At 44.0% G+C, this 14629-nt stretch carries 9 protein-coding genes; all 9 read right to left on the bottom strand.

Annotation, left to right across the window (positions count from 1 at the left end):
• Positions 1-114 precede the first annotated feature (114 nt).
• The gene (locus ACX0G9_RS30630; RefSeq protein ID WP_459068805.1) at positions 115-1620 is read right to left on the bottom strand and encodes a glycogen/starch synthase; all 1506 of its coding nucleotides are present in this window, start codon (positions 1618-1620) and stop codon (positions 115-117) included.
• Complete coding sequence (locus ACX0G9_RS30625; protein ID WP_459068804.1) at positions 1580-3577, bottom strand: glycoside hydrolase family 13 protein; 1998 nt, start codon at positions 3575-3577, stop codon at positions 1580-1582. Before ACX0G9_RS30625 ends, ACX0G9_RS30630 begins: the two co-directional genes overlap by 41 nt.
• Positions 3578-3603: 26 nt before the next feature.
• Entirely contained in the window at positions 3604-3963 is a 360-nt protein-coding gene (locus ACX0G9_RS30620; RefSeq protein WP_459068803.1) for a hypothetical protein, read from the bottom strand.
• A 3-nt stretch (positions 3964-3966) separates the two neighbouring features.
• On the bottom strand, positions 3967-6405 hold the full coding sequence (locus tag ACX0G9_RS30615; protein ID WP_459068802.1) for a penicillin acylase family protein: 2439 nt from the start codon (positions 6403-6405) through the stop codon (positions 3967-3969).
• Between the two features lie 24 nt (positions 6406-6429).
• Complete coding sequence (locus ACX0G9_RS30610; RefSeq protein ID WP_459068801.1) at positions 6430-7536, bottom strand: 4-hydroxyphenylpyruvate dioxygenase family protein; 1107 nt, start codon at positions 7534-7536, stop codon at positions 6430-6432.
• A gap of 18 nt (positions 7537-7554) precedes the next feature.
• Positions 7555-9645, bottom strand: a complete 2091-nt coding sequence (locus tag ACX0G9_RS30605) for an aminotransferase class I/II-fold pyridoxal phosphate-dependent enzyme (protein ID WP_459068800.1) — start codon at positions 9643-9645, stop codon at positions 7555-7557.
• Positions 9646-9677: 32 nt separating this feature from the next.
• Positions 9678-10217, bottom strand: coding sequence for a hypothetical protein (locus ACX0G9_RS30600; RefSeq protein ID WP_459068799.1), 540 nt, complete (start codon positions 10215-10217; stop codon positions 9678-9680).
• Positions 10218-10259: 42 nt separating this feature from the next.
• Positions 10260-12434: a peptidase domain-containing ABC transporter gene (locus tag ACX0G9_RS30595; RefSeq protein WP_459068798.1), complete on the bottom strand. Its 2175-nt coding sequence runs from the start codon at positions 12432-12434 to the stop codon at positions 10260-10262.
• 30 nt (positions 12435-12464) lie between these two features.
• Positions 12465-14629: non-ribosomal peptide synthetase (locus ACX0G9_RS30590; RefSeq protein ID WP_459068797.1), on the bottom strand; the 2165-nt coding region annotated here is incomplete at its 5' end.

Here is a 14629-nt window from a genome sequence, read left to right as displayed (position 1 = left end):
AGGATGATCCCTATCCCTGCTTTTTTAGCCGCATGAAGCAAACTAATCGCGGTACTGAATAACATAATTATTGTTTTGTGCAGGATGATGAATTAAAAAAGAGGGAGCAATTCCTCAGGATTGGGGAGTTTCAATTAATTGCCCTTCACGGATGTGATCGAAAAATTCAAAATAATGAACCCGTGTTTTCTCCCAGGAGAAATCCTGGTCCATGCATCTACCGGTGATTTTTTTCCATTCCTCTTTTCGATGACGGAATACATGCACTACCTCACGGAGACAGGCAACCAGGCTGTGATGACTAAACGAATCAATATAAAAACCGGTGCAGGTTTCCGGACTATCTGTAAAGGGGATCACCGTATCGCGCAGGCCGCCTACAGGTCTGACGACCGGTATAGTGCCAAATGCCATTCCATAAATGTGCACCAGACCGCAAGGTTCAAACAGGGACGGGCACAACAGAACATCCGCCGCAGCCAGCAACAGGTTTGCCAATGCTTCATTATAACCTGGCTCATACACGAATTTGCCCGGATAATGTTTGCTCGCCAGGGTAAACCGCCGGTGCGTATTACCATTCAGGCCCCCTGAAGGCTGGCCACAAACGATCAATTTTATTCCCGTATCCAAGACTGCCCCTATCTTCACCAAGGACGATTCTTCATTTCCCCAAAAATCCATCAAAAGGGTAATGCCCTTTTGTTCCGTTAACCTGGCCATCAGCAAAACGATAGGGCCATCGTCTTCCATAATGCCGAATTTTTTCTCAACCTGGTTTTTAGCTATTTGTTTCCCTGAAGAGACAGAATTTCTATTATAGGGAAAGTGAATAAACCGGTTGTTGTCCGGCGACCATTCCTCGCGATCGATCCCATTGGGCAATGCATATATTTTCCTCTTTTTTATTAGATCCAGGAATTCCAGACCGGCATGGGGCAGGCTTTTTCTCCTTAACTCTTCGGCATATCCTTCGCTAACCGTAGCCACATAGTCCGCATGCTTTAATCCCAGGGAAAGCAGGGTAACTCTTCCATACCGGGAAAAAACCGGAAGCACCTGTTCCAATACTTCCTCATCCAGCAAATGAAAGACATCGGGGAGGATCTCTCCCTGATAATCATAATTATGGATCAGAAGAATAGTAAAAGCATTATACTTTTCCTTCAGTTCATCCAACTCATGTTGAAAGGCAAAACATCCACATACATGCCAGTCATGGAAAATGATATATCCGGGATATAATTGTAGAATATCGACCAATTTCAAGGCAGCTTTGGCAAAATACAGATATACAAAAAAAGACGCGTCACCCCGGTAGGGTCTTTCACCATCTTCCAGATCTGCAAAAACAAATGGATCGGCCATATTCAGGAAATAAAAATCGACCTGATCCCTTCGATCGGAATAATAAGTAAACTCGTAGGGTGCGCCATGAATATACACGCTAAATACACCCCCCAAAGAAAAATCGGTTTTTTTCATCTTCTCCTCATAAAAAAAAGAGATCACGACATTGGGCAGACTGGCGTTAAGATATCTGGGTAGTGTACCCGAAATGTCGCCAAGTCCACCCCGTTTATAAAAAGGAGCAACCTCCGAAGTCAAATGGAGTATCATGAATGATTTTGAAATTATGCTCTTTAATATGGATGGTGTTCCGGGATCCCCCTGACCCTTTTGAAGAAATGGTGCAATAATGGGTCTTGTCGTCAAAATTCAACAGTAAATAAAAATATTCGTCATGGAAAGACCGGCCAATCACTAAAATTTTCTTTTCATCATCAGCTAAAGGGAAAAACAGGCTGCCATAGGTAAGGACTTCAATATGCCTTTCCCGGATACCATTCCATTCCTTAAGAAAAGGAAGGAATTCATTATCTTCCTGCCGACGGGTAAAATCCATGCAACCCCGGTTTGCCGGATCCGTCAATCCCTCCATTAGGTTCTCTTCGCCATAATAAATAAGAGGGATGCCCGGCAAAACATACATCAATGAATAGGCCAGAAAAAGATTTTTCTTATTCTTTAAAATGGAGTAAAACCTGGGAATATCGTGGTTGCTCAAAAAGTTCCAGGAGTATATAGTATTCTTAAAAGAGCTTTTAGCGCCCACTCTCATAATTTCATAGGCAAGCAAGGAAACAGGTAAGGAATCGCGTTCGAAAAAAGGAATGATGACATTCAGATAAAAGGTATAATTCGTAATTCCTGCCATTTCGTTGTCCTGCATAATTTCAGGCGCGTCGTTTTGCCAGGTTTCAGCCACCATAACGGCATCCGGGTTTATTTTTCTGGTCTCCCGGATAAATTTATTTACGAATCCGGCCGGCATTTCCACACATACATCCAGCCGCCATCCATCAATTCTGTACTCCTTCATCCAATGACGCGCCACCTGCGTAAAATAGTTTTGAACTTCACTATTGTCTAAATTGAACTGGGGCAGTTCTTTATAACCATGCCAGCAACTATAAGAAGAATTGTTCCCGGGACTGACCGGGAAACCTTCGACTTCATACCAATTTCTGAAAAGAGATCTTTCCTGGTTTTGAAGCAGATCCCGAAAGGCAAAGTGTCGGGTACTGCAATGATTCAGCGAAATATCCAGGATCACCTTCAGCTTTAAGGCATGTGCCTTATCCACCAGCGTTTTAAAATCATCATTACTTCCAAGCAATGGATCGATCATCAGATAATCTATACAATCGTAACGATGAGGGCTTTGAGCAAAAAAAACAGGATTGAGATAGATGAAATTCACTCCTAATCCGGCTATATATTCCAGTTTTTCAATAATCCCGGGTATGTTCCCTCCAAAATAAGTCTGAAGATCCGGCGAATCTCCCCAGGCTTTTAGCGTAGCAGGAGCTGGACTTTCCGCTATCCGGTGAAACCTGTCCGGCAAAATTTGGTATCCTGCCCTGAAGGAAGAGGCATGGTCATTTTTTCCCTTATTACCAACCAATGAATAATGGAAATAATGCCCTTCAGAAGGCTGATCTTTTAATTTATAATCTTTATGTAAATATTTTGTTTGAAGGCCCCCGGAAATCTTAAGGTAAAAATCTATTTCCATATTATCCAGGGCCAGCCGGGCTGACCAGAATGTGCAGTTTTTATATCTATAGGCTATTATCATGGGATGAATGCCAAAAGGCATAACCAATTCCATTTTTTCTATCCAGCTATGATAAGTGACCGCCCGGAACTCCCACATATTATCCTTTACATGGCTGATAAAATTGGGTCCAATGCTGAACTCAACCGGGCAAAACACAGCCGATTCCATAACCAGGGGCGCTCTTTTCTGAGAATCGTATTTTGAAATTATATCTTGTTCATTATTTTTAGGCATTTCAAAATCACCATTAAAAAAATAATGACAGAATGATGTTCCCTTGGGAAGAAAAGCATCCAGCTGAAAGCAGCCGTTCCCCATATTGATCATCTCTTTCCTGAAATATCTTCCTTTGGGCGGGAAAAAACCGACGTGTACTTTCTTTACCGTTTCGTCGAACAATTTTACCAATTCCTTTCGTATTAGGGGTAGTCTTTTCTTATCGTCTGTATCCATAAAATCGGGTCTAAAAGGATCAATTCTTATAGGACAGCCGTCTTTTTATGGCTTTTAAAGGTTGTCTTAACCAGGCTTCCGGCCAGGGAACTGAAACCGCTTACCAGACCGCCGATCAATAGCGTTACCATGAACAACATAACCCAATTCGGTAAAAAAAGGAATTTCGCCGATCTCTGGATCAATACTGTATTGCTTCCGGAAATTTTAATCAGGATCAATACCAGCCACAACAAGGCATTGGAAAGAAAACCCATCCAAAAAGCATGGCCTTTACGTTTACCCAGGAAGAAGGAAGAAAAAAAAGCTACCGGAACGATAGACCACCAGAATGGAATAATAAAATGGGCGATAAATCCCAAAAGTAAAATAAGGAGAAAAAGCATATTTTATTTTTTTAACAGTAAGGTGGAAAAAACCTGGTCTTCACCCCTTTCACCAGGATTAAAGAACACGAGTCTTTTTAGTTTCCCTTCTTTCCAGGAAGAGAACAGGTTATCATAAAAATAACTTCCCGGGTTACCCGATTGTCCACCGGGCAGGATCCCATATCCTTTAACTACCGGACCTAATTCAACAACCATTCTCCAGGAAGGTCCATAGCGGTCTGAAAGCGCATTTATGGTATTGGCTGCACCATCCGCACTAAAGGGCCCTATCCCAAAGGAGGGGACGCCTCCCATATGACTGATGAACCCCGGCCGGCAATAGCCCCATTTCCATCCTTCTCCTATATTTCCATGACTGATGCCCAGTCCGTCGATTGCCTTTTGAAAACAAAGTGTAACAAAATTGGTGAGGTTCTTATCGGAAACCTGGCAAACGGCGCGGATCCAAAGGGAATTGCTGTCTTTTTGCAACAAACCAGCTGTTCTTTCATAATCCGGCCAAGGGCATTGAATATTCTTCTTGTTGATATTCGTACTCCATATACTGCTGTAAATTTCATTCCACCATAAATTAAATAAGGTAGCCCCCATGGAAGTCTTCTCAAATTTGTAATTCCAGGTAAATATTTCCGACAGGATTTGTTGGTAGGTCTTCAATTTCGTACTGTCCAGATGGTTCAGTAAAAAAGGAAGTATGTCCGCAGCAAATTCACTGTATGAATCATTTTGCAATACGCTAAAACTGTCCACATCAATCCGGGTCATACCGGAAAGCCGTTCATTGATCCTCCTTGCCCGGGCGAAAGAAGCAAACTGTCCTCCTATATAATAAGGATAGGTTGAGTCAGTCAGTGATTGATTGGCGGAACTGACAAATCCCCTTGCTGGGTTTTTACTATAGGGCAACTGATCCATGGGTATCCAACCATGCCAATCATCTGCGGTTTTTCTCCCGTCCAAAACAAATTCTCCCTGGGTCTTATAACGTATCGGTAATTTTCCGTTACAGGTAATGGCGATGGTACAATCTGTTCCTGCGTATACAAAATTCTGAGCCGGGCAATTGAAATACTGTAAGGCCTGCCTGTAATCAGCATAGTTTTTCGCACGGTTAAGCAGATAGAAGGTTTTCAGGTCGTTGGAAATATCGTGCAGGGTCCACCGCATGGCCCTGCCTTCCGAAGGGCTGAGACCTGTATTAAAATTATTGATCTTATGGGTGGTGCCATCGTATACTACCGGTCCCTGGCACGTATAAAGAATAGTGTCATATATTATTCCTCCTTTATTTACCCTAAACTGCTCCACGCGTTTCTCAACCTTATTCCATTTACCATCATACAGGTACTCCGTCCTGGAATTATCCTTAAACTTAGTATAATACCAGTCAACGACATCCGCCGTCGTATTGGTAAGCCCCCAGGCAATATTATTGTTAAACCCGATCATTACGGAAGGGATTCCGGGTACAGAAACGCCGTAAACATTAATACCCGGGCCCTGCAGCTGCACCTGGTACCAAACAGAAGGAAGTGTTAACTCAAGATGAGGGTCATTGGCAAGGAGTGGATATCCATTTGCCGTCTTGCTGCCATCCACAGCCCAGTTATTACTACCCGGTATTTCTGTTTTGTGGGGCATGGCAATACGTCCCTTTGCCGTGTAGAGGGTCGTTCCCGATGTATCGGGGAACGGCAAAGGTGAAAAATTCCATGCCGTTTTTCCCGGCACAACCGGCTCTTCATGAGAATAAACGTTATGGAACAATTGACGGATCGTGTCCGGCCCGAACTGATTTAAGGCATTTGTCATACCAAATTCAGGTTGTCCCCCGCTTAATCTTTCCCCCATCAGTTTAAGGACCAGCAAACAATTGATGGGCTTCCATTCCACCGGTTTATAATCAAAAATCTTGAATTCTACAGGGACCTTATCCGGACTCAATCCCCGGATATAGGCATTTACCCCCTCCGTATATGCTTCCAGCATTCGTTTGGTCTGGCCATCCCGGTTCACCGAATCCAATGCTCTTTCAGCGGCATATAACAAGCCAATACGTCTTATAAAAATATCCCTGTTGACCGTTCGGGATCCCATAATCTCTGAAAGTGTGCCCGAAGCAGTCCGAACCTGCATATCCATTTGCCAAAGACGGTCTTTTGCAGTGGCGTATCCCTGGGCAAAATACAGATCATGATCGTTGTCTGCAAAAATATGAGGGATCTGACTGCTATCGTATTTAATGACTACAGCGCTGTTCAGGTCCTGCATCGTCAACGTTTCCTGTTTGGAGATGTCTTCCCGTTCCATATTCTGCCAGATCCCGGTCGATGGGCTTAGCAATTTTCCTAAAGGAGGCACGATCCCAAACCGGCTATTGAGCCCCCAGACCAGGGCCCACAAGAAACATACGGAAAGCAATGATTTTATTGCGTACATATCGTTTTAGTTTACAAAAAAGTGTTAATATTTTTCCGGCTTCATAATTTCAATTTCCTCAGCTCTTTTCAACACATTAATGTTTTTCAGGGCGAAACCATTATATCCATTTACCCTTTGCACGATCTCATAAAAAAAGAAAGGCCGGTCGCTGATTGGCTTAATGAATTTTTGCATTAAATACGTATCATCTTCTTTGTCTATAAGAATTCCGTTTGCCTGTAATGAATCTATATCGATATCCTTAAATTCAGCATTCTCCCGCAGCAGGTCATAATAAGATGAAGGGAAATTTACAAATTCCACCTTTGCAACCTTCAGTTTTTCGATAGTGGCCTTCAGGTCAGGCGTACTAAAAGCCAGATGATGTATTCCCGGTCCGTACGTTTCAATATTCTTTTGCACCTTTGACCGGGTCAGGTAAGTTTCCGGTTCCGCGATCACCAGGGTGAGCTTTTTATCCGCGGACTGATTAATATTCAGGAGCATTCCTGTTTTATTCTCGGCGCCCGACTGTATACTTTGAACAAGAGATGTACCGATGGCTGAAGTGAGGTATCCTGTCCAGTAATTGCTCTCATTGATCCTGACCTCGCTCGCAATGTGATCGATTGACGTGAATAAAGGCGTTTCTCCGGTGAATCCTGCTGTTTTTCCCATTTTATATCCGGGTTTGAATACCCCTTTATAATTACGCCTGTCGATAAAAACGATTTCATTATTATCATATAATTTAATAGCGGCTTCTTCCACATAGCCCGATTCATCCTCCACCACAGCCGGAAATTTAATCGGGAATGCCCCACCTGCTATACTTTTCTCAAATACATCCCTGACAGACTCAACACGCAACGCGAATCGTTTTACGCCGCAATAATTCTTGCTGATGAACGAAGAGACTTCAATATTGGCAGTTCCCTGTTCCATCGGGTAGGAAGAGGTCAATACAAGCCGTATTTCATTGCTGTCAAGCACAAAGGAGGACAGGCCCGGCTTACCAGTGTCTATGTCCGCATACGCACTCACTTTAAAACCTAATGCCTGGGAATGCCAATAGGCCAGGACCTTTGCCATCGGTGTATATATCTCTACATAATCGATATCATATCCGGAAAGGAAACTGTTTTTCATTATATTATTTTTTAAAACTTAAAAAAAAGAATTTACCTCTTCAGCAAGACGCGTTTCTGCCGACCTCTTATCTATCCTTGATTTCAAATAAGCTGCAATTTGTTTGACACCAGCTTCGATCATATCCGGAGAAAGATTGGAAAAAGTCAGCCTGATCTCATTTTCCCCTCCCTTATTCAAATAAAAGTAACGCATGGGGCAGAACAGGACATTGAATTTGGCCGCACATTCCAGTACGCTGCCAGAGTCTACGGTAAATGGCAGGGACATCCTGATAAAAAACCCGCCGTCCGGTTCATTCCAGGAAATCCCGCCTGACCACTCCTGTTCAAACGCCTTAATATATTTTTTAAGGGCGGCAACCATGCGGTCCCGTTTCATTTTATAACTTTCAAACTTGGGTCTGCTCCATTCGCTAAGGCTGCAGTTAAGGTCAAGTAATACTCCTCCCAATATAGCCTGCGTGATCGTGGAGGTATTATTGGTGAGTTGGGCTTTAACTTTTACCATTTCATCGATCAGAGAAACCGTCTCCCCATTTTCATTTTCAATTAGCTGGTCCGCCGCAATCAGCCCTGCCCTTAATCCAGGGAAGAGTGATTTGGAGAAAGATCCGACGTAAATAACCCGATTATACCTGTCCAGGGATTTCAGGGTAGGATTCTTTTTTTGAGCGTAGGTAAAGCTGTTATATACGCTATCCTCAATAATCAGGAAATTATATTGTCTGGCCAGGTCAAGCAGTTTCAACCGGTTTCCGATAGGCATACAAGCCCCGGAAGGGTTCTGATAATCGGGTATCACATACAGGAGTTTAACATTCTTCTCCTGCCTGTTCAATTCAATGATTTTATTTTTCAGTTCTTTAAGGTCGATCCCTTCCTCGTCGGTTTTAATGCCGGAAATATTGTAGTTAAATACCCGGGCAAAAGAGCTGAGGCCAATATAACTGGGATCCTCCGTCAATACTACATCCTTATCCGTATTGCAAACGGTGGAAACGATAATCGAAAAGGCTTCCTGAGCGCCAACCGTCATCAGGATATCGCTACCTTTTATATTTATGTTTTCATCATTGCGCAGATATTCGGCCACAATATCATTTACAATGCCTTTTGTCTTATTGTATTGACCGATTTTATTGATAACATGTAGTTTTGTTCCTCCTGTAGTCTTAACGACATGGTCCACATAGGTGCCGAATTTCGACAAATTGTTTTCGATATCGAAAAAATTCTCATCTGGTTGACCAGCTACAAAGGAGATAGCATCGGGAAACTTATATTGCGTATCGTTCAGGAATCCGATCACATTATTAAAACCTTTGCCCAGACGGCTGTTCAGGGAATAGTTACGCAGGATCAGATCCTGCTCAGGCAGCAATAAATGCTCTACCAGTTTGGCCTCGAGGTCCTCCAGGCTATTAAAAAGGTCATCAAAGGATTCAATAACAAAATATTCATTCTGCAGCTTGTAAGGATTATAGGGGGTCCTGAATATACGCCCCAGTTCAAAGGGGTGTTTGGGAATATCATCTCTTTTCATATTGGCGATCTCTTCAGAAGAAGTGATAATAGCACCTCCATAAGGTTTGTAATCGCCATCCTCATTTATTATTCCCATTTCATAGGTATACCAGTAAAGGCGTCCTAAAAAATCAATGGCCCTGTCATTATTTACATACTTAAGGGCGATAATACTGTATGTCGTGAGAAATTTTATGAACTTTTCATTGGTCAGCAGCGGAAGGTGACCGCAAACATCATGAAATATATCCGGCTGTTCACTGAAGTCGATTTCCCAGGGCCGGCGGATAGAAATGGTAACAGGGTACTTTTTATTGATCAGCATGTAAAAAAAGTCCCTGGTTGGAATAAGTCCGGTGACCGGTACCAGGGTCCATCCGGATATAGTTTCAAGGCGTTTGCTGACTTCATCGATCCGAACGATATTTTCACCGTCCAGCTGCAATCCCCGGAATCCGCTCAGGTATTCTCTTGAAATTCTCCCTTCCTGGAGTTCCAGCTGCCTTTTACTAAGTATTGACCAGGTTTTATGATCCTCTGTCTTATACAGGTCATAATCCTGGATGACTGAATTTTTTTCCATAAAATAAGTATTAAGGTGTAAAAATTGAACTTCTATTCTCTTATCGTACGTGACCGGTTATAGAAAAGATGCTGAAGGAGCCGCATATCTTTGATTACTATAAGTACATCTGCCTTTAATCCATTCGAATAAGGAATAACATGCCCCTTGGATGTCTTAAGTCCCTGGGGAAAATATACTTTAGCGGTAATATTGCCTGGCGATTCTACGTTATAAACATATTGGAGAATCCCCTTGACACTGCCATAATTTTCATAAGAGAACTCGTCAAAATTGAATTGAACGATCTGCCCGGTATTTATCCTGGCGAAATTGCCTTGAGGCAATTCAATTTTTACCGAATATCCACCAACGCCATTTACATCCACGAAAACCGCCCTCGCCTTCAAAACTTCGGGGTAATGAATTGAGGAACCAACCGTTATGATCACCACCAGGATAAGGGTAAAGAATGGCAATGCCATCCTTTCCATAAAAGCAGGGTTAATCGACAGGATATCCCTGGGATTTTCCTGTAAAGGATTAAGTGCAGCTGTCCCTGCCTGCCCGTTATTTCTGAAATTTTTAAGCATTATATCCGGTGAACCCCGGGATTGAATGATGATTCGGCCTGATTAACTTCCAAGTTCCAGCTGGTTTCTGACCAGCTCAAAATATCTTCCTTTTAGGCTGGCCAGTCCATGATGGTCTCCCTGTTCGATGATGCGTCCATGATGGAGCACGACAATTTTGTCCGCATTTTTCACTGTACTCAAACGATGGGCGACAACCAAAACGGTCCTTCCTTTAAAAAAGGTCTGCAGGTTCTCTACGATGGCTTTTTCATTATTAGAATCGAGTGCATTTGTCGATTCATCAAAAAAAAGATAAGCGGGATTTTTGTAAACAGCCCTTGCAATCAGCAATCGTTGTTTCTGTCCCTGGCTGATTCCCGTCCCATCTGCGCCCAGCCGGGTATTAAAGCCGTCGGGTAAGGATTCTATAAAGGAAAGAATATTGGACATTCTGCAGGCTGCCAGCAGCTTTTCTTCATCCGCCTGCTCATATTCCAGAGAAATATTCTTTGCGATAGTATCGTTGAAAATGTAGCCGTCCTGCAAAACAGCGCCGCATTGTTTGCGCCAGAAAGATGGGCTTACTTGCTTAAAAGATGTATCGCCAACACTTATCCTGCCTTCATAGGTCTCATAAAACTTCAGCAATAATTTAAGCAGGGTCGTCTTCCCGCTTCCGCTCACGCCAACAATAGCGGTCGTTTTCCCCTCGGGAATTTCCAGATCTATTTGATTCAGCACCCGTTCATTATTGGGGCCTGGATAGGCAAAGGAAACGTCTTCAAACCGGATGGTCCTGTCAGCGGGCAACTGAACAACATAGGTATCTGGGTCTTTCTCCTCATCCTCCATCTGGTGAATCTCGTTCAGCCTTTCCATGCTGATCTTGGCATCCTGGGCGCTTTGCACAAAACCAATGAATTGTTCGATTGGTCCGGTTAATTGTCCGATTATATATTGAACGGCCAACATGGCACCAAAAGTCAGTTCGCCCTGTATAACCAGGTTGGCTACTGTAAAAGTCAGGATAATATCTTTTCCCTGATTGATCAGGATGCCGCCGGCCTGTTGTAGCTGACCATAGGTCAGGTTCTTGAAATTAAGGCGAAAGATGGCTATCTGCAGGCTTTCCCATTCCCACCTTTTCGGTTGTTCGATATTTTGCAGCCTGATCTCCTGCATCCCCTGGACCATCTGCAAAGTAGCATTGTTTTCTTTTGAAGAAGCATGGAAGATTTTATAATTTATTTTCCTGCGGATACGTAAAAAGAACCGCATCCATATAAAATATAAAGACACTCCTATTCCGAAGATCAGGAACAGTTTTGCTTTTAATAACAGCAGGACGATGGCAAATACAATAAAATTAAGCAGGGAAAAAAAAGTATTAACCGCAGGGCCGGTTAAAAAACTTTGAATCTGACGGTTATCATTGATCCGTTGTATTATCCCTCCGGTATGCTGTTGATCAAAATAGGATATGGGAAGTCGGGTAAGTTTGATCCAGAAATCGGACAGGATCGATAAGTTCACCAGGATGGAGATCTGTAGTAGTAACCGGCTACGGATAAGATCAACGCTGATCCTGCTAAAAACAAGCATTAATTGCGCCAATAAAATAATAGTGATATAATGTAGGTCCTTTGTATTTATTCCTACATCGACTACACTTTGCAGCAGGAATGGGAAAATAAGCTGTACCAGGGAAGCAATGACGAATGCCATGACTACCCCGGCAATCTGCCAATGGCTGTGCCTGAAATAGGGTAATATCAGGTCCCAGCTGAGCCTGTTTTCTTTTCCCCGAATTTTTGCGTGAAACCGGAAGGTGGGTTCCAGGATTAAAACCCCTCCCCTTTTTTCTCCTTCTCCGTCTTTATTACTGCTGGTCCAGCGTCTGACAAATTCTGCCTTGTTATTGGTTACACTACCTTCCGGCGGATGTATACAGGTTATCTTCTTCCCTCTGCGCCATTTCCGCGGGGGAAATACAACTGCAAAATCGGTTGACCCTTCCCACTGAATCATGCAGGGAAGCGGGACATCACGGAATAACTGACGATAGGTTAACTTTACAAAATTCGCTCTGAATCCGGCTCTTTCGGCTGCCCGGCTCACAGCAGGCCACCCTGCATTTTCTTCCTCCAGTTCAGGCATGGTCCCGAAACTATCCCCATTCGCTTCTTTATTATAATAAGAAGCTATCAGTAAAAGACAAGCGCGGGCATTTAGCATATTTTTAAATTTCACAAACCGTTAAGGGCATCAGATATTGATCACATCGTACAAGGCAGGGTCTTCTTCCTTTTTCAAATTCCCCGACAATTCCAATTCGATATATTTCCCCAAATCATTGATCGTATTAAATTCAAAAAGTATCCTGATGGGAATGTTAACCAAAAAACATTTCCGGATAGCGGATACCAGGCGGGTTGCCAGCAAGGAATGCCCCCCGGCCTCAAAGAAATTATCATAGACTCCAATTTGCCCTATCCGGAGTAAATCCTTCCATATATCCACTAATTTTTCTTCGACCTCATTCCGCGGCCCCATCTTTACCTCTCCTGTCAGGTTTTCGGTGAAGGGGTCAGGTAGAGCTTTTTTATCTACCTTACCATTTGGCGTCAGCGGAATTTCTTTTAATTCGATAATTGATGCGGGCAACATATATGCAGGCAGCTTTGTGCCCAGATAATTGCCTATGGCTTCCTTGTCGAATCTTCCTTCCGCCACTACATAGGCTGCGATCCGTGTAGGGTTGCCTTCCTTCTTCCAGCCTATGACTATGGCCCGGTTAACTTCCGGAGACTGTAGTAAGACCCGTTCTATTTCCCCTGGTTCCACACGGTAGCCGCGTATTTTCACCTGTTCGTCTATCCGACCGAGGTATACGATATCACCTCCGGCCTCCCATCTTCCCAGATCCCCGGTCCGATACATCCTGTCGCCGGGCACATTACTGAATGGATTGGCAATAAACTTCTCTGTGGTTAAAAAAGGGCGGTTCAAATATCCCCTTGACAAACCCGCACCCGCAATACATATTTCCCCCGTACAACCAGCCGGACACAATTGTCCCTGATCATTAACGATATAGATATGGGTATGGTCTATTGGTTTGCCGATTGAAGAAGAGTACCCTTTTTTTAACCGGCAGACCGTACTGTAGGTGGTATCCTCTGAAGGGCCATAGAGGTTTCTAACGCTCATATTCTCCATATCCAGATTCTCCTGTACTTCAACCGGAATGGGCTCTCCTGCCATATTGATTACCGTGACATTCATCAGGTCAATTTCTTCCTGTTGTAAATGCCGGATTATCCCGGGGACGGTATTCAATAAAATAAATTTATCTGTCAGGATATGTTTTCCTATGAACAGACCTGACTCCAGGATTCTGCAACATTTACCGGCACTCCATGAATAGAAGAGTTCGAATATGGACAGATCAAAACAAATGGAAGTTCCCGCGTAGATGATTTCAACGGGATCGGAAGAAAATTCTTTCTGACACCATTTCAGGAAGGTAAATACGCTGCGATGTTCGATCATTACTCCTTTGGGTTGTCCCGTCGATCCCGAAGTATAGATCACATAGGCCAGGTGGTCCGGCCCCAGGGCCGTCTGCGGAAGACTCTCCGGTTCCCGGTCTATTGCGGCCCGCTGATCCTCCACTACGATCACTTTTCTGTTTTCCCCTTCCGGTATCCGTGACCCGCAGACCCGGCTGCTTATGACGACCAAAGCCCCGGTATCTTCCAGCATATAGGCGATCCGGTCTTCCGGGTATTCCGGGTCTATCGGCACATAGGCCCCTCCCGCCTTCAGAATCCCCAGGATCCCCACCAGCATCTCCAAAGAACGTTCTATACATATAGCTACCAGCGTTTCCTCCTTTACTCCCTTCCCGCGCAGGTAATGACCCAGCCGGTTGGAACGTTCATCCAGCTCCCGGTAGCTCAGCGATTCCTCCCCGAAAATTACGGCCGCCGCATCCGGCGTCCGGCGGACCTGCTCGATGAACAGATCGATGATCGTGCCCGCTGCCGGATGGCACGTTCCCGTATCATTAAATCCCACCAGCAACTGGTCCCGTTCTTCCCCAGTCAACATTTGCAAATCGCGGACACGAATATCTGATCGACTATCGCAGATCTGCTGCAATACCTGCATAAAATGACCTGTTATCCGACCCACCTGTTCCTTGTCCAATAAACGGGTATTGTATCCAAAACGAACCCGAATCTCCTCCGCTGCTATTATCGTAATACCCAATGGGTAATTGATCTGTTCCACCAGGTTGATATCTTCCATTTTCAAGGCCCAGGGGCGGGAAGCGATCACTTTACTTACCGGGTAATTCTCGAAGACCAATATGCTGTCGAACAGGTCTCCTGCTATCCCGATCCATTGCTGGATCGCATTTAAGG

It is taken from the genome of Flavitalea flava (assembly GCF_054461575.1).
The sequence above is the reverse complement of the archived record's forward strand: the minus strand, read 5'-3'. Positions and strand labels throughout refer to the sequence as shown.